Below are 15,895 nucleotides of genomic sequence, written 5' to 3'. Positions count from 1 at the left end.
CGCAGGTCCGCGGTGGTGCTCAGCGACCGCGGTGGTCCTCGGGGGCGAGCCGGGGGCCGTAACGGGGGGCGCGGGCGCCGGCGGCCAGCAGGAGGCGGCAGACCCGGTGGCGGTGCGGGCGGTACGGCTCCAGCAGGGCGAGCATCTGGCCGTCGTCGCTGCGGGGTCGGCCGGCCAGCGCCCAGCCGACCAGGTTCGGCAGGTGGAAGTCGCCGACCGACACCGCGTCCGGGTCGCCGTTGCTGCGCTGCAGGGTCTCCGCCGCCGTCCAGACGCCGACGCCCGGGACGGCGGTGAGGCGGGCGAAGGCCTCGGCGTGCCCCATCGCGGAGGCCTCCTCCAGCCGGGGCGCCAGCCGGACGGCCCGCACGACCGTCGCCGAGCGCTTCGGGTCCACCCCGGCGCGGTGCCACTCCCAGCTCGGCACCAGCGCCCACTCACGGGCCGACGGCGCCACCCGCATCCCCTCCGCCGGGCCCGGGGCCGGACTGCCGAAGCCCCGCAGCAGGGCCCGCCAGGCGCGGTACGCCTCGTCGGTGGTCACCTTCTGCTCCAGGATCGCGGGGACGAGCGACTCCAGCACCAGGCCCGTCCGGGTGAGCCGGACACCGGCGGTGCGGCGCTGGACGTCCCGCAGCGGCCCGGGCGGCAGCACCAGGCCCTCCGGATCGTCCTCCGCGCCGAGCAGGGCCGGCAGCCGCTCGAGCAGCCACGGCGCGCCCGGGCCCCAGGCGGTGGCCTCCACCTCGCCGGCGCCGGGCCGTGCCAGCACCCGCAGCGTGCCGATCCCGGCCGGGGTCCGCGACGCCCGCCAGACGGCGCCGTCGCCGGTGGTCCGGTAGGACGGGTCGGCGGGGCCCCGTCGCAGCGGCAGCAGGGTCCGGGCCGCGTCCAGCGGGAACCCGGGCCGCCAGCGCCGCACCGCCCCGTCCGTCACCGCCCGCGCCTCCTCCGCTGTCCGGCTCCACCGCCTTCGTCGACCATGGGGATATGAACGATACGCGGCTGCCGGAGCTGCCCTCCGGGGACGAGAACGCGGTGCGGGCGCTGTACCGCAGGGCGCTGGAGGGGTGGAACCTGCGGGACGGCTCGGCCGCCGCCGGGCCCTTCGCCGAGGACGGCGAGCTGATCGGGCACGACGGGACCAGGTACCGCGGGCGCTCGGCGATCGCCGCCGAACTCGGCCGGATCTTCGCGGACCACCCGACGCCGGAGTACGTCGCCGAGGTGCGCCGGGTCCGGGCGCTGGCGGCCGGCGTCGCCCAGCTGGACGCCGTCACGGGGCTGGTGCCGGACGACGCGGAGGACCTCGACCCGGCGCTCAACGCGGTCCAGACGGTGATCGCGGTGAACGCCGGGTCGGGCTGGCGGATCGCCCTGATGCAGAACACGCCGGCGCGCTACGACCACCGGCCGGACCTCGCGGCGGCCCTGACGGCGGAACTGCGCGCGCTGATCGGGCGCGGGCCCGGGCCCCGGTAGTCGGCCCGGCGGGCGGAGACGGGCCACCCGCCGCGCGCCCCGCGGCGGGTCCGACACCCCTCCCGGCCTCCCACCCGAAGGCCGTAGGCTGGGGCGCACCATGACTGCGCCTTTCGCTGCCGATGCCCGCACCCCCGTCGAGCTGCTGCACGCATACCTGCGCGGCGGCACGCCCTCGGTCGACCCAGCGGCCCCGCTGGTCACCTTCTACGACGACGCCACCGGTGAACGGGTGGAGCTGTCCGCCCGGACCTTCGACAACTGGGTGGCCAAGACCGCCAACCTCCTCCAGGACGAGTTGAACGCCGGCCCGGGCGACCGGGCCGCCCTGCTGTTGCCCGCCCACTGGCAGAGCGCCGTCTGGCTGCTCGCCTGCTGGTCCGTCGGGGTGACGGCGGTGCCGGCCGGCGAGCCGGACACCGCCGACCTGGTGGTCAGCGGCCCGGACGGCCTGACGGCGGCCCAGGCCTGCTCCGGCGAGCGCGTCGCCCTGGCGCTGCGCCCGCTCGGCGGGCGCTTCCCGCAGCGCCCGGACGGCTTCCTCGACTACGCCGCCGAGGTGCCCGGCCAGGGCGACCGCTTCGCGCCGTACTCCCCCGTCGCCCCGGACGGACAGGCCCTGGAGACGGCCGTGGACGGCCTGCCGCTGAAGCTGACCGGCGAACAGACCGTCGCGCTGGCCAGGGAGGGCGCGGCGCGCCTCGCGCTGCAGCCGGGCGACCGGGTGCTGTCCACGCTGTCGTTCGACGACTGGGCGGGCCTGGAGGCCGGCCTGCTGGCACCGCTGGCGGCCGGCGCCTCGGTGGTGCTGTGCCGCAACTCGCAGTCGCTGAGCGACGAGCAGTGGGAGAAGCGCACCGAATCCGAACGGGTGACAGTGCGCCTCGGGTAACCCCCGGCCCCGGCCCGACGGGTAGGGATCCCTGCCATGGCCGAGGACGACACCGCGCACCCCCCGACCGACACCCCTCCCCCGGGCGCCCCCGCGTCCGGACCCGGACGCCCGCGACGGCGCCGGCGGTGGCTGATGATCACCGCCGGCGTCGTCGCGTTCCTGCTGGTCGCCATCGGGGCGCTGCTCTGGATCGCCTACCGCAAGCTGGACGACAACATCCAGACCGACTCCGCCACCGACCGGCTCCTCGCCCGGCTGGAGGCCGAGCGGCCGAGCCGGACGGCGGGTGCCAAGGGCGCCGAGAACATCCTGCTGATCGGCAGCGACGACCGCTCCGGCAGCAACGCCACGTACGGCGGCGAGCAGGGCACCCAGCGCTCGGACACCACGATCCTGCTGCACCTGGCCACCGACCGGAAGCACGCGACGGCCGTCTCCATCCCGCGGGACGTCATGGTCTCCGTCCCCGCCTGCGAGAAGCCGGACGGCACCCGGAGCAGGGCCGGGCTGATGCAGTTCAACTGGGCGTTCGAGACGGGCGGCCCGGCCTGTTCGATCCGCACCGTCGAGCAGCTGAGCGGCATCCGGATCGACCACTACGTGATCCTCGACTTCCACGGCTTCAAGTCGATGGTGGACGCGATCGGCGGGGTCGAGGTGTGCGTCCCGCAGCCGATCCACGACAAGGACGCCAAGCTCGACCTGCCCGCCGGGCGGCAGACCCTGCACGGCGAGCAGGCACTGGGCTACGTCCGCGCCCGGGAGAGCCTGGGCGACGGCAGCGACACCCAGCGGATGGGCCGTCAGCAGCAGTTCCTGGCCGCGCTGATCCGCAAGGTGCAGTCGCAGGGCGTGCTGCTGAACCCGGCGCGGCTGTGGCCGCTGCTGGACGCGGCGACCTCCTCGGTCAAGGCCGACGGCGGGCTGTCCTCGCTCGGCGCGCTGTACGACCTCACCCAGGACCTGCGCGGCATCCCGTCGGCGGACGTGGTGTTCCTGACCGCTCCGCGCCGCCCGTACCGGTACGACTCGGACCGGGACGAGTTCGTCCAGCCGCAGACCACCCAGCTGTTCACCGCGCTGCGGGACGACCGGCCGATCGCCGTCCGGCCGCCCGCGTCCGCGGCCTCGTCCGCGCCCTCGCCGGGCGCCGCGGCGGGCGCGACGCCCGGCCCCGGGAGCGCGACCGGCCCGGCCTCCGACGGGGCGGTCGCGCTCCCGGCGTCACCCTCGGCGGTGGCCTCTCCCACCTTCGAGGGGCGCACGGCCGACACGGACGCCTGCGCGCCGCACTGAGGCGGCGCCGCCGGGCTTTGCCCTCCCATTACTCCCCCATGACGGAAGTCACACCCGGAACGATTCCCCCGTTCGGCTCGTCTAGTGTGTCCGGATCGGCCCGTCGTACGGGTGGGCCGGAGCCGTGGCCGGTCGAAGGTAGGGAACCCCGTGTACGAGGAGAAACCGGAAACCGGTCAGTACCGCGTCGACCCGGCCTCCGGGATCCCCCGCCAGCGCCGCCGCACGGCCGCCGAACCGACCGCCGCCCCCGCCGCCGAGGGGGGCCGCCGGGACTCCCGCCGCCGCGCGGCCGCCGCCGCGAAACGGGCCCGGCGCCGCCGGGTGCTCAAGTGGACCGCCGGGACGGGCGCCCTGGCGATGGTCGCGGGCTGCGGCGGCGCGTACTACCTGTACCAGCACTTCAACAGCAACATCACCTCCGTCAAGGTGCAGCTCGGCAGCGAGGAGGAGCGGCCCAAGGCCGCCGGGGAGGCGCTGAACGTCCTGGTGCTGGGCACCGACAGCCGGAAGGGCCTCGGGCGGGACTACGGCGACGAGGGCAGCAACGGGCACGCCGACACCACCCTGCTGTTCCACATCGCCAAGGACCGTTCCAACGCGACGGTGATCAGCATCCCGCGCGACCTCATGGTGCCGATCCCGGAGTGCCAGAGCGCCGACGGCAAGCGGATCCCGGGCGCCGCGCGGGACATGTTCAACAACAGCCTCGGTCAGGAGGGCCGCGACCCGGGCTGTTCGTGGAAGACCGTCGAGAAGGTCACCGGGATCCGGGTCGACCACTTCGTGCAGGTCAACTTCGAGGCGGTGAAGTCCCTCTCGACCGCGGTCGGCGGGGTCGAGGTGTGCGTGGCCAAGGACATCAACGACACGGACTCGCACCTGAGGATGAGCAAGGGCCGGCACGTGGTGCAGGGTGACGACGCGCTGGCCTTCGTCCGCACCCGGCACGCCGTCGGCTTCGGCGGGGACCTCACCCGGATCCCGCTCCAGCAGCAGTTCATCAGCTCGATGATCCGCAAGATCAAGAGCGACGACACCCTGACCAGCCCGAGCAAGCTCTACCGGCTCGCGGACGCCGCCACCAGGGCGCTCACCGTGGACTCCGGGATCGGCAGCGTCGACAAGCTGAAGGACCTCGCGCTGGACATCAGCAAGGTGGACACCAAGAACATCACCTTCGCCACCGTGCCCGTCCTGGACGACCCCAAGGACAAGGACCGCCTGGTGCTCAAGCAGCCCGACGCGGGACAGCTGTTCTCGATGATCGCCACCGACCGCTCGCTGACCGAGACCGCCGCCCCCGCCACGGCCGAACCCGCTCCGGCCGGCTCCGGGGAGGCCTCGCCGGCCGCCACGGCCCCGGCCACCACCGCCCCGGCCACCACCGCCCCGGCCGTGGACGCCAAGGCCGTCCGGGTCACGGTGCGCAACGGCAGCGGGACCCGCGGACAGTCCGGGCCGACCGTGGACCGGCTCCGGGCGAAGGGCTTCACCAAGGCGCTGACCGGCCCGGACGCACCCGCCGCGGCGACCACCTCGGTCTCCTACCCGACGGGCCAGGACACCGCGGCCGCCGCGCTGGCCGCCGCCCTCGGAGTGCCCGGCGACGCCGTCCGGCCGGACCCGAAGGCGGACCCGAAGGGCCCGCTGGTGGTCGTGCTCGGCAAGGACGTGCTGGCCGCACCGGCCACCGCCCCGGCCCCGCCCACCGAGGCGCCGAAGGACCTCCAGCGGGTGCAGGCGGACGACACCGACGTCTGCGCCAAGTAGCCCGGCCGCCGCGGCCGTTGCGGCGGGGCGGCCGGGCCGGGAGGCTCAACCGGCCTTGGAGAGCACGTCCTTGGAGGCCGGTCCGACGCTGTTTATCACCCGGCGGGCCAGCTTCCGGGGCGAGGTGAGGAAGCCGAAGCCCCAGCTGAGGTGCATCGTCCCGAGCGCCAACGGCAGCAGCGCCTTGGCCTTGAGGGACAGGCCGCGGCCCTCGACCAGGCCGCCGCCGAGGATGCCCAGCAGGTAGGCGCCCGGCACCGCGAGGAAGGCCGGGTGGACGGCGGCGCCCAGCACCAGGCCGAGCGTCACCGCCAGGAGGGCGGCCGGCGGGGCCAGGTAGCGCAGGTTGACCGAGCCGCGGTGGTAGCGGGTGACCACTCGGCGCCAGCGGCCGTAGTCCTTGTACTGCTTGGCGAGCGCCCGCACCGAGGGACGGGGCCGGTACGTCACCTTCAGCTGGGGGGTGAACCAGACCAGCCCGCCGTCCTGGCGGATCCGGTAGTTGAGCTCCCAGTCCTGGGCGCGGATGAACTCCTCGTTGTAACCGCCGAGCCGCTCCAGCACCTCCCGCCGGAACACCCCGAGGTAGACGGTGTCCGCCGGGCCGGCCAGACCGCCGGTGTGGAAGGCGGCGTTGCCGACGCCGATCTTCGAGGTCATCGCGGCGGCGACCGCGTTCTCCCACTCGGTCTCGCCCTCGGCGTGCATGATGCCGCCGACGTTGGCGGCCTCCATCTCGCCGAGCAGCCGCACCGCCGTGGTGATGTAGCCGGGGGTCAGCAGGCCGTGACCGTCCACGCGCACCACTATCGGGTGGTGCGACCCGCGGATCGCGGCGTTCAGCCCTGCGGGGGTGCGGCCGGTGGGGTTCGCCACGGTGCGTACCCGCGGGTCCTCCGCCACCAGTTCGGCCGCGATCTCCGCGGTCCGGTCGGTGGACGGACCGAGGGCGATCACCACCTCCATCGGCCCGGGGTACTCCTGATCCAGGATGCGCCGAACCGCCGTACGCAGGTGTCGTTCCTCGTTGAGCACCGGCATGATCACGGAGACAGCCGGCAGCTCCTCAGCAGCCTTGGTGTTCATCGGGGCCAACCGTACCGGTGCGGACGCGTCTCCGTCTTGTCCCGGTCTGGGCGGCCGGAGGCACCCCTGTGCACGGGGCCGGTCCGGTGATCACGGCCACCGTACTCCGCCCGCCTTCCGGGGCCGCATCCGGGGCGGGCCGGACCGGTTCCGGAGGCCCGAACCGGGCCGGAACCGGGCGCTGCGGGCCCTCCGGGCGGGCTCCGGAGGCCGTCGGCGCGGGTTCGGTGCAGGTTCGGCGCAGGTTCGGCGCACGTGGTGAACGGCGGTGAATACCCGGGGGCCGGGCGCTGTGCGCACCCGGCCCCCGGCCCCCGTTCCCCCCGGTTCCCCCGGTTCCCCCGTTCCCCCGTTCCCCCCGGGAGGGCGGCTCCCCAGGCCGCCGGCTCAGTCCGTCGCGATGGCCGCGAGGACGTTCATCCGCCCGGCCCGGAAGGCCGGGACGAGGGCGGCGACCAGGCCGATCACCGCGGAGGCGACCAGCGTGACCGCGATCGTGGTGGTCGGCACCGAGAGCGTGTCCAGCCCCTGGTCCCGCAGCACCCGCTGGGCGGTGACGCCCCAGGCCAGGCCGAGCCCGGTGCCGAGGACCGCGCCGAACACCGCGATCACCACGGACTCCAGCCGGATCATCCGGCGCAGCTGGCGGCGGGAGAGCCCGATCGCCCGCAGCAGACCGATCTCGCGGGTCCGCTCGACCACCGACAGCGCCAGGGTGTTGACCACCCCGAGGACGGCGACCGTGATGGAGAGGCCGACCAGGCCGTAGATCAGGTAGAGCAGGGTGTTGACCTGCGACTGCACGACCTCCTTGTAGCCCGCCTGGTCCTTGACGGTCAGCTGCGGGTACTCCTTGAGCGCGCTCTCCAGGGCGGTCAGCGTCCGGGCCACGTCGGCGCCGGCGGAGGCCTTGGCGAAGAAGGTCCACACCGGCGGCTGCTCCGCGGCCGGGACCACCCGGGCCATGGTGTCGAAGTCGACGAAGGAGCCGTCGCCGAACAGCGAGCCCTTCGCGAGGACCGCACCGACCGGCAGCACCTGGGTGCGGCCCTGGCCGTAGGCGACGGTGACCTGGTCGCCGAGCTTCAGGTGGTGGTCCGCGGCGAAGGCCTCGCCGACGCCCAGCGAGCCGCGCCCGATGGCGTCCACCGACCCGGAGACGACCGGGAGGTGGAAGTCGGTGCCGAAGAACGCGGGCGGCACGGCGGTGAGCTCGGTCCTGGCGCTGCTGCCGTCCGGCAGCAGCAGCCTGGGGGCGAAGTTCTTCTGGGTGGTGACGTGGTCGATGCCCGGGGTCCGGCGGACCGCGTCCAGCATCTCGTCGGTGACCGCGGTGCGGCCGCCCTGGACGATGTAGTCCGCACCGACCGAGCGGTCGATCTGGGCGTTGGCCGAGGTGACCGCCGAGGCGCTGAACACCGAGGAGCCGATCACCAGCGCCAGTCCGATCATCAGCGCGGCGGCGGTGGCGCCGGTACGACGCGGGTTGCGCATCGCGTTGCGCTGGGCGAGCCGGCCGGACGGGCCGAACAGGGCCGGCAGCAGCGCACCGAGCACCCGGACCACCACGGTGGCCAGCAGCGGCCCGAGCACCACGAAGCCGATCAGGGTGAGCAGCACGCCCAGGCCCAGGTACTCCCCACCGGTGGCCGCCTTCTCAGCCCGCGCACCGAGCACCAGCAGCGCGCCGCCGCCCGCCGTCAGGACCAGGCCGAGGACGGTGCGGACCAGGGCGGCCCGGCCCTCCGCCGGCGTCCCGTGGTCGCGCAGGGCCGCCATCGGCGCGATCCGGCTCGCCCGGCGCGCCGGGACCCAGGCCGCCACCAGGGTGACCACGATGCCCAGGGCGTACCCCGCGACGAACGGGCTCGGGCCGATCTGCAGGTCGCTCGCCCGCAGGTCCATGCCGATCGCGTTCATCAGCCGGATCAGGCCGACCGCGATCCCCAGCCCCGCACCGACCCCGAGGGTCGAGCCGAGCAGGCCCAGGATCAGCGCCTCCACCAGCACCGAGCGGTTCACCTGCCGGCGGCTGCCGCCGATGGCGCGCAGCAGGCCGATCTCCCGGGTGCGCTGGGCGACCAGCATCGAGAAGGTGTTGATGATCAGGAAGCCGCCGACGAACGCCGAGATCAGCGCGAAGCCGAGCATCGCGTTCTTCATGAAGTCGAGGCCGCTGCCGACGCTCTTGGCGTTCTCGTCCTGCTGCTCGGCCGCCGTCTTCACCTGGTAGCCGGTGCCCAGCCGGGCCAGGGCGTCGGCCTTGAGCAGGTCGTTGCCGCGGCTGCCGTCGCCGAACGCCTCGACCGAGGTGAAGGCCTGCTCGCCGAGCAGCACCCGCTGTGCCGTCGGGGTGTCCAGGAAGGCCAGCGCCGCGCCCGGGTTGGTCGTGGTGAAGGTGGCGATGCCCGCGACGGTGAACTCGTGCCTGCCGCCCGGGTCGTCGACCCGCAGCCGGGCACCGAGGCCGAGCTTCGCCTTCTTCGCGGTGTCCGCGTCCAGGACCAGCTCGCCGGAGTTCTGCGGGGCGTGGCCCTGCGTGATGCGCACGGGGGTGCGCGGGGTCTCGGTCCAGTTGCCGACCAGGGTCGGCGCACCACTGGTCGGACCGACCAGCTTGTCGGTGGCCGGGTCGACCAGGGTCGCGTCCTGGACCATGACCTGGCCGACCGCCGTCCGCACCCCGGGCACCGCGGCGACCTGCTGGACGACCGCCACCGGGACGGTCCGCGGCTTGCCGGCCGCCTGCTGCTCCTCGTCCTCGGCCGGCTTGGGCGGCTGGACGGAGACGTCGGAGGCGGTCGCGGCGAAGAGCTTGTCGAAGGTGCTGGTCGCGGTCTCGGAGAAGACCAGGGTGCCGGAGACGAAGGCCACCGACAGCACCACGGCGACGAGCGAGAGGGCCATCCGGCCCTTGTGGGCGAAGAAGCTCCGCAGAGCGGTTCTGAGCAGCACGATGGTGTCCCGCCCGCTCAGCTGGTGCGCTTGCCGTCGAAACGGCGCATGCGTTCGAGGACGGAGTCGGCGGTGGGCGCGTGCATCTCGTCGACGATCACGCCGTCGGCGAGGAAGAGCACGCGGTCCGCGTAGCCCGCGGCGACCGGGTCGTGGGTGACCATCACGATGGTCTGGCCCAGCTCGTCCACGGAGCGGCGCAGGAAGGTCAGCACCTCGGCGCCGGCCCGGGAGTCCAGGTTGCCGGTGGGCTCGTCCCCGAAGATGATCTCCGGCCGGGCGGCCAGGGCCCGGGCCACGGCGACGCGCTGCTGCTGGCCGCCGGACAGCTGGGCCGGGCGGTGCCGGAGCCGGCCCGCCAGGCCGACGGTCTCCACCACCTGGTCGAGCCAGGCCGTGTCCGGCCGGCGGCCGGCGATGTCCATCGGCAGCGTGATGTTCTCCAGCGCGGTCAGCGTGGGGAGCAGGTTGAACGCCTGGAAGATGAAGCCGATCTTGTCCCGGCGGAGCCTGGTCAGCTGCTTGTCCTTCAGCCCGGTGATCTCGGTGTCGCCGATCCGGATCCGGCCGCTGCTGACCGTGTCCAGGCCCGCCAGGCAGTGCATCAGGGTCGACTTGCCGGAGCCCGAGGGGCCCATGATCGCGGTGAACCGGCCGCGCTGGATGTCCACGTCCACCGCGTCGAGCGCGGTGACCCTGGTCTCGCCGGCGCCGTAGGCCTTGGTGACCTGGCGGGCCGACGCGGCGACGGCGGGGACGCCGCCGGGAAGCTGGGGGTCGTACACGGCTGCTGCTGCCGTCGTCACTGGAGTCTCCTCGGATGTGGGCCCGCCCGTCGACCCCGGCCGGCCCGCCCGCGGGCATGCCGCGGGAAGGAGTCGTCGACCGGGAGTTGACCCCACCCACCGGTTCCGGCGGGCGCCGGCTCCCGGGAGAACCTCGCCCCTCGTCGGTACGAGCGGGGACGTCCACAACGGTAGGAGCGGCGGCCGGCGGGCTCGTCATCCGCCGGAATGAAGCCGCCCAACCAAGGTTCTACGGGGCGCGGCGCCCCTCCCCCTAGGGGGTGCCGCGCCCCGTCTCCGGGACGCCCCGTACGGGGCCCGCGACGGGCTCCTCAGCCGGTCAGCGCCGGCACCGCCAGCCGTTCCAGGGCGTGGGCGAAGCCCTCCACGACCGGGGTCAGCAGGGCGTCGGTCGCGCGCTCGACCAGGGTCGTGCCGTCCTCCCGGGCGGTGATGTGGCGGTCGAGCACGAACCAGCCCTGGGTCACGTGGCCGGCCCCCATCGAGCTGAGCACCGGGCGCAGCGCGTAGTCCACCGCCAGCACGTGCGCGGGCGAGCCGCCGGTGGCCAGCGGCAGGACGGCCTTGCCGGCCAGCGCGTACTGCGGGAGCACGTCCAGCAGCGCCTTCAACAGGCCCGAGTAGGCGGCCTTGTAGACGGGGGTGCCGATGACGACGCCGTCGGCCCGGGCGAACAGCTCGGTGACCGCGACGATCTCCGGGTGGTCGAAGTCGCCGGACAGCAGGGCGTGCGCGGGCAGGGAACGCGCCTCGAAGGGGACGACGTGGTGGCCGCGGGCCTCCAGGAGCGCGTCGACGTGGCGGAGCAGCCGGGTGGTCCGGGACGTGGCGGACGGGGAGCCGGAAACGGACAGGACGGTGGCCATGGGTTCACCTCTGGCTGGAAGCGGGGGCGGCGCGGCGCGGGTGCCGTCGGCGGGGACGGTGCGGGCCGGGGCCGGAGGAAGGGTGTCCGGGCGTCGGTGGGGGTACGCCGGGGTGGTTCGGTGGGCGCGCTTCAGCCGCGACAGAGCGAACAGGCCACACCACGCCGCAGGTCGACGTACCGCCGACGCGTGAGTGCCCAACGCTGATCCATGCCGAAATGCAAACACGGGCCGTTCGAGCCGGTCAAGAATCGTTTCGCCCGTTGAACGGCGGGTGACCGGCTGCGGCGGGCGACCGGCTGCAGCTGGTGACCGGCTGCGGCGGGCGACCGGCTGCGGCTGGTCACCCGGCGCACCTCCGGCGCCGCCCGCGCGCCGGGCACTCCCCGCCGTGGTGCGGGCGCGCGGACCTTGCCTCGGAACGATCCGACACGTGCATCAAAACTGCTACAAGAGGCCTGGCGGGCCACCCGGGGGGAGTCACCGCGACCGGGGTCGGGCATCCTCGACCACATGAACACGTGGCAGGAGGGCCGCCCGGGCGGCGGCGGGAACCCGTACGGCGGCGGGAACCCGTATGGGGGCGGCGGCAACGGCGGCGCGTACGGGCACGGCGGCACGGCGGCCGAGCCGCCGCTGCCGTCCTCGCTGAACCCGCGCGGACCGGCGGCACCGGCCCCGCGGCAGCCGGAGCCTCCGTCCCGCCTCGGCGGTGTCCCGCCGCAGGGTCCGGGCGGCCGGCCCGACGGGCCGGGGAGACCCGGGGGTCCGGCCGGGCCCGGCGGACCGGGCGGCCCCGGTGGGCCGAGCGGGCCCGCCGGTGCCCGGCCCGCCCCCGCGCCGTCCGGTCGCTGGCCGCGGCGCCGGATCGTCAAGTGGTCGGTCTTCGGCCTGCTGATCGCCGTCATGGTGACCGCCGTGTCCACCTGGTTCTGGGCCGACTCCAAGCTCAACCACGAGAACGTGCTCGCCGACTACCCCGGCCGCCCGGCGGCCGGCAAGGGCACCAACTGGCTGATCGTCGGCTCCGACAGCCGCCAGGGCCTCTCCGAGGGCGAGCAGGACGACCTGCACACCGGCCACGACGAGGGCAAGCGCAGCGACTCGATGATGATCCTGCACGTCGGGGACAACGGGAACACCCTGATGAGCATCCCGCGCGACTCCTGGGTGCCGATCCCGGACCACCCCGGCAGCAACGGCAAGACCGTCAAGGGCACCACCGCCAAGATCAACTCGGCCTTCGGTGCCGGCGGCGGGCGGCTGCTCGTCCAGACCGTCGAGCTCAACACCGGCATCCGCATCGACCACTACGCGGAGATCGGCTTCGCCGGCTTCGTCGGCATCGTCGACTCCATCGGCGGCGTCGAGATGCACATCGACCAGGACGTCAAGGACAAGGACTCCGGCCTCGACCTCAAGGCCGGCGACCAGACCCTCAACGGCAAGCAGGCCCTCGCCTTCGTCCGCCAGCGCCACCAGATGGCCGACCAGGACCTCGGCCGGATGCGCAACCAGCAGAAGTTCCTCGGCGCCCTCGCCCACCAGGCCGCCTCCCCCGGCACCGTGCTCAACCCGTTCACGCTCTACCCGTTGATCGACGCCGGCCTCGGCACCCTGATCGTCGACGACGACGCCGGGCTCACCGACCTCGGCTCGCTCTTCCTCGCCATGAAGGACGTCAACGGCGGCGGCGGCCGGAGCATCACCGTCCCGATCGGCAACGCCGACTTCCGGACCAAGACCGGCGAGTCGGCGGTCCAGTGGGACGCCAACAAGTCCAAGCAGGTCTTCGACGCCTTCAAGAACGACACCGCGGTGCCGGACTTCAAGTGACCCTCCGCGGCAGGCCCTTCACGGCCGGCCCTTCGTGACGCGGACCGGCCGCACCGCCTCGGTCACCGCCACCGCCACCGCCCTCGGACCACCCGGTCCGGGGGCGGTGGCGTGCCCGGCCCGGGCGGTGCCCGCCCGGCGGCGCTCAGCCCGGCAGGCGGTCGAGGGTGATGCCGAAGTGGTCCCGGTACGCCTCCAGGGCCCCGGCGTCGGCGAGTTGCTCCTCGCTGCGGGTGCCGTCCGGGGCGGTGCGCAGGAGCTTCCTGCCGTTGAGGGTGATCCGGCCGCCGTCCTCGGCGAGGAGCGAGCAGGTCGTGCCCCGGGCGAACGGGGAGTCGGGCGAGGTGCTGTGCCACCAGCAGGTCGGGAGGAAGTCCCGGAGCGGGTGGGTCAGGCCGTCCAGCCGGTACTGCGGCGCACCGTCCATCAGGACGTCGAGTTCGCCGTGCTCGCCGTACGGGGCGACGGTGAACGTGCCGTGCGGGTCGGCCTGTTCGGCGCGCTCGTCGAGGAGCAGCGGCCGGCGGCTGAACCGGCCGAAGCCGACGTCCACCAGCCAGGGGCGGTCCAGCTCGACCCGCAGCGCGAGGTGGTCGTACGGCAGTCCGGGCCGGTCACCGTCGAAGACCCGGCCGGCCAGCAGGCTCACCCGGTAGCCCAGGGAGCGGAGCAATTCGGCGAAGGCGCCGTTGAGTTCGTAGCAGAAGCCGCCGCGCCGGCGGGTCACGACCTTGTCCACCAGCAGGCCCGGCTCCAGGACGATCGGCTCGCCGAGGTGGATGCTCAGGTTCTCGAAGGGCACGGCGCGCAGGTGGGCGAGCTGCAGCCGCGCGAGGGCCTCCGGGGACGGTGCACCCGGGTCGGGAAGGGCGATGCGGTCGAGGTAGGCGGCCCGCCGGTCCGGCGTGAGGCCTTCGTGGGGCTTCTCGTGATCCATCCGGCCATTCCACCCGGCCCCGCGGCCGGCCGCCATCGTCCTTTGGACCTACGGCACGAGCCGCAGGGGGCCGCAGAGCGGCGGGAACGCCACCGCCCCGGAGCGGGAAGTCGGATCGACGGACTTCCCGCTCCCGGGGCGGTACGCGTCGGCGTGCGGGTGTGACTACTCGACGACGCCGGACTTGGCGATGGTGATCTTCGCCGAGGTGCGGCCGCTCTGCGAGCCCTTGGACTCGACGAGCTTCACGATGTCCATGCCCTCGACGACCTCGCCGAAGACGACGTGCTTGCCGTCGAGCCAGTCGGTCACGATGGTGGTGATGAAGAACTGCGAGCCGTTGGTGTTGCGGCCGGCGTTGGCCATCGACAGCAGGCCCGGGCGGTCGTGCTTGAGCTGGAAGTTCTCGTCGGCGAACTTCTCGCCGTAGATGCTCTTGCCGCCGGTGCCGTTGTGGTTGGTGAAGTCACCACCCTGCAGCATGAACTGCGGGATCACGCGGTGGAAGCCGGAGCCCTCGTAGCCGAAGCCGTTCTGGCCGGTGGCGAGCTCGCGGAAGTTGCGGGCGGTCTGGGGGACGACGTCGTCGTACAGCTTGAAGACGATGCGGCCCGACGGAACGCCGTCGATCTCGATGTCGAAGAAAACGTTGGAAGCCATGCAGGGATCATGGCACGACCGGCGGGCCGCCGCGCGGTACCCCCGGTGGGCCGCCGCGCGGAGGTGTCGTGCTAGCCGGGCGGCCGGGGAGGCTAGCATCCGTCCCGGGTTGACGTGTTGGGCCACGGCGGCGGGGGCGGCATGCGGATCGGCGAACTGGCGGCACGGACGGGCGTGAGCGAACGCTCGCTGCGCTACTACGAGGAGCAGGGCCTGCTGTTCCCCACCCGGACGCTCGGCGGGCACCGCGAGTACCCGGACGGGGCGGTGGACCGGGTCGTCCTCATCCAGGAGCTGTTCGCAGCCGGGCTGCACAGCCGCAAGATCCACGAGATCCTCCCCTGCATGCGCGACCGCGACGGCGGGCCCAACGAGGTCGCCACCCCGCGGCTGGTCGAGGAGCTCACCGCCGAGCGCGACCGGATCGACCGGATGATCACCGACCTGGTGCGCTCGCGCGAGGTGCTGGACCAGGTGATCAGGACGGCCTCGGAGCGGGCCGCTCCGGGCTCCGCACCGGACCGCCGGGCCCGCTGACCCGGTCGGCGGGCCCGCTAACCGGCCGGCGGGGCCGCGGGCCCCGGCGCGGTGGGTCGCGGCGGCTGCTTCAGCTTGCGCCAGACCGCCTCCAGGGCCGCGATGTCCCCCTCGTCGAGCCGGTCGGTGAAGAGCGGGGCGAGCACCGCGCGCCGGGTCGCGTCCGCCTCGGCGAAGGCCGCCCGGCCCTGTTCGGTCAGCTCGATCCGCACCGACCGGGCGTCGGTGGCGGAGGGCGTGCGGTGGACCAGGCCGCGCGCGGCGAGGGCGTCCACCACCCGGGAGACCTGGCTGCGGCTGAGCATGGTCTTCGCCCCGAGGTCGGAGGAGGCGACCGGCTCCCGCTGCCCGTTCAGCCAGAGCATCACCTCGAACCAGGACAGCGCCAGCCCGTGCCTGCGGGTGAGCGCGCGGTCCACCTCGGCCGCGAGGGTGGTGCCGGCCCAGACCAGGCCGTAGAAGACGTGGTCCTGCTCGGAGAGCGGGCCCAGGGTGAGGTCGGCACGGTTCATGGCGTTCATCGTACCGAGGTGCGTGCGTGTACACAGATCACCGGCCCCGCGCCGCCCACCGGATCACCGCCCGCGGCGGTCGCGCGGATTCCGGGCGGCGGCGGGGACGCGCACGGCCCCCGGCCGCGGCGTGCGGTCGGGGGCCGGTGTGCCCGTGATGGGTGCGTTACGGCAGGTTGCGGGCCATGACGATGCGCTGGACCTGGTTGGTGCCCTCGTAGATCTGCGTGATCTTCGCGTCCCGCATCATCCGC

Annotated in this window: 15 protein-coding genes; 6 read left to right on the top strand and 9 right to left on the bottom strand. The window is 74.0% G+C overall.

Annotated elements, in window-relative coordinates:
• Positions 1–19: 19 nt before the first annotated feature.
• Positions 20–937 carry a DNA-3-methyladenine glycosylase 2 family protein gene (locus ACFYUY_RS38690; protein ID WP_360221451.1) on the bottom strand — a complete coding sequence of 306 codons (918 nt, stop codon included), beginning with the start codon at positions 935–937 and terminating at the stop codon, positions 20–22.
• A gap of 53 nt (positions 938–990) precedes the next feature.
• Here ACFYUY_RS38690 and ACFYUY_RS38685 point away from each other — a divergent pair, with 53 nt between their 5' ends.
• The 4 genes from ACFYUY_RS38685 to ACFYUY_RS38670 all read left to right on the top strand — a co-directional run bounded on the left by ACFYUY_RS38685 (position 991) and on the right by ACFYUY_RS38670 (position 5,446).
• The gene (locus ACFYUY_RS38685; RefSeq protein ID WP_360221454.1) at positions 991–1,482 is read left to right on the top strand and encodes an SgcJ/EcaC family oxidoreductase; all 492 of its coding nucleotides are present in this window, start codon (positions 991–993) and stop codon (positions 1,480–1,482) included.
• A 100-nt stretch (positions 1,483–1,582) separates the two neighbouring features.
• Positions 1,583–2,374: a TIGR03089 family protein gene (locus tag ACFYUY_RS38680; protein ID WP_360221457.1), complete on the top strand. Its 792-nt coding sequence runs from the start codon at positions 1,583–1,585 to the stop codon at positions 2,372–2,374.
• 36 nt (positions 2,375–2,410) lie between these two features.
• Positions 2,411–3,673, top strand: a complete 1,263-nt coding sequence (locus ACFYUY_RS38675) for an LCP family protein (protein ID WP_387907993.1) — start codon at positions 2,411–2,413, stop codon at positions 3,671–3,673.
• Positions 3,674–3,823: 150 nt separating this feature from the next.
• The gene (locus ACFYUY_RS38670; protein ID WP_387907991.1) at positions 3,824–5,446 is read left to right on the top strand and encodes an LCP family protein; all 1,623 of its coding nucleotides are present in this window, start codon (positions 3,824–3,826) and stop codon (positions 5,444–5,446) included.
• A gap of 45 nt (positions 5,447–5,491) precedes the next feature.
• Here ACFYUY_RS38670 and ACFYUY_RS38665 read toward each other — a convergent pair whose 3' ends face one another.
• The 4 genes from ACFYUY_RS38665 to ssuE form a co-directional block, all read right to left on the bottom strand.
• Positions 5,492–6,532: a glycosyltransferase family 2 protein gene (locus ACFYUY_RS38665; protein ID WP_387907988.1), complete on the bottom strand. Its 1,041-nt coding sequence runs from the start codon at positions 6,530–6,532 to the stop codon at positions 5,492–5,494.
• 387 nt (positions 6,533–6,919) lie between these two features.
• Complete coding sequence (locus ACFYUY_RS38660; protein WP_387908022.1) at positions 6,920–9,490, bottom strand: ABC transporter permease; 2,571 nt, start codon at positions 9,488–9,490, stop codon at positions 6,920–6,922.
• A gap of 14 nt (positions 9,491–9,504) precedes the next feature.
• Entirely contained in the window at positions 9,505–10,293 is a 789-nt protein-coding gene (locus ACFYUY_RS38655) for an ABC transporter ATP-binding protein (RefSeq protein WP_387908019.1), read from the bottom strand.
• Positions 10,294–10,604: 311 nt separating this feature from the next.
• Positions 10,605–11,159 carry an NADPH-dependent FMN reductase gene (ssuE, locus tag ACFYUY_RS38650; RefSeq protein WP_360222800.1) on the bottom strand — a complete coding sequence of 185 codons (555 nt, stop codon included), beginning with the start codon at positions 11,157–11,159 and terminating at the stop codon, positions 10,605–10,607.
• A 513-nt stretch (positions 11,160–11,672) separates the two neighbouring features.
• Here ssuE and ACFYUY_RS38645 point away from each other — a divergent pair.
• Positions 11,673–12,995, top strand: a complete 1,323-nt coding sequence (locus ACFYUY_RS38645) for an LCP family protein (RefSeq protein ID WP_387907984.1) — start codon at positions 11,673–11,675, stop codon at positions 12,993–12,995.
• Positions 12,996–13,140: 145 nt separating this feature from the next.
• On the opposite strand, the gene ACFYUY_RS38640 is transcribed toward ACFYUY_RS38645, so the two are convergent.
• Positions 13,141–13,932 (bottom strand): arylamine N-acetyltransferase, encoded by a 792-nt coding sequence (locus ACFYUY_RS38640; RefSeq protein ID WP_360222806.1) that lies wholly within the window; start codon positions 13,930–13,932, stop codon positions 13,141–13,143.
• 165 nt (positions 13,933–14,097) lie between these two features.
• On the bottom strand, positions 14,098–14,592 hold the full coding sequence (locus ACFYUY_RS38635) for a peptidylprolyl isomerase (RefSeq protein ID WP_360222809.1): 495 nt from the start codon (positions 14,590–14,592) through the stop codon (positions 14,098–14,100).
• Between the two features lie 141 nt (positions 14,593–14,733).
• Here ACFYUY_RS38635 and ACFYUY_RS38630 point away from each other — a divergent pair, with 141 nt between their 5' ends.
• Entirely contained in the window at positions 14,734–15,129 is a 396-nt protein-coding gene (locus ACFYUY_RS38630) for a MerR family transcriptional regulator (protein WP_387907982.1), read from the top strand.
• Positions 15,130–15,146: 17 nt separating this feature from the next.
• On the opposite strand, the gene ACFYUY_RS38625 is transcribed toward ACFYUY_RS38630, so the two are convergent.
• Positions 15,147–15,641 (bottom strand): MarR family transcriptional regulator, encoded by a 495-nt coding sequence (locus ACFYUY_RS38625; RefSeq protein WP_360222815.1) that lies wholly within the window; start codon positions 15,639–15,641, stop codon positions 15,147–15,149.
• Positions 15,642–15,807: 166 nt separating this feature from the next.
• Positions 15,808–15,895 (bottom strand): acyl-CoA dehydrogenase family protein (locus ACFYUY_RS38620; RefSeq protein ID WP_157846636.1); only part of this gene is annotated, 88 nt, incomplete at its 5' end.

Origin of the sequence: Kitasatospora sp. NPDC004745 (assembly GCF_042873275.1) — a bacterium.
GTDB lineage: Bacteria > Actinomycetota > Actinomycetes > Streptomycetales > Streptomycetaceae > Kitasatospora.
Note: the sequence above shows the minus strand (reverse complement) of the source record. Positions and strands in the feature narration are given on the sequence as shown.

Coding starts and splice junctions, on each gene's coding strand:
- ACFYUY_RS38675 (WP_387907993.1), top strand. CDS start 2,411: ATGGCCGAGGACGACACCGCGCACCCCCCGACCGACACCCCTCCCCCG.
- ACFYUY_RS38645 (WP_387907984.1), top strand. CDS start 11,673: ATGAACACGTGGCAGGAGGGCCGCCCGGGCGGCGGCGGGAACCCGTAC.
- ssuE (WP_360222800.1), bottom strand. CDS start 11,159: ATGGCCACCGTCCTGTCCGTTTCCGGCTCCCCGTCCGCCACGTCCCGG.
- ACFYUY_RS38665 (WP_387907988.1), bottom strand. CDS start 6,532: ATGAACACCAAGGCTGCTGAGGAGCTGCCGGCTGTCTCCGTGATCATG.
- ACFYUY_RS38635 (WP_360222809.1), bottom strand. CDS start 14,592: ATGGCTTCCAACGTTTTCTTCGACATCGAGATCGACGGCGTTCCGTCG.
- ACFYUY_RS38685 (WP_360221454.1), top strand. CDS start 991: ATGAACGATACGCGGCTGCCGGAGCTGCCCTCCGGGGACGAGAACGCG.
- ACFYUY_RS38630 (WP_387907982.1), top strand. CDS start 14,734: ATGCGGATCGGCGAACTGGCGGCACGGACGGGCGTGAGCGAACGCTCG.
- ACFYUY_RS38640 (WP_360222806.1), bottom strand. CDS start 13,932: ATGGATCACGAGAAGCCCCACGAAGGCCTCACGCCGGACCGGCGGGCC.
- ACFYUY_RS38625 (WP_360222815.1), bottom strand. CDS start 15,641: ATGAACCGTGCCGACCTCACCCTGGGCCCGCTCTCCGAGCAGGACCAC.
- ACFYUY_RS38680 (WP_360221457.1), top strand. CDS start 1,583: ATGACTGCGCCTTTCGCTGCCGATGCCCGCACCCCCGTCGAGCTGCTG.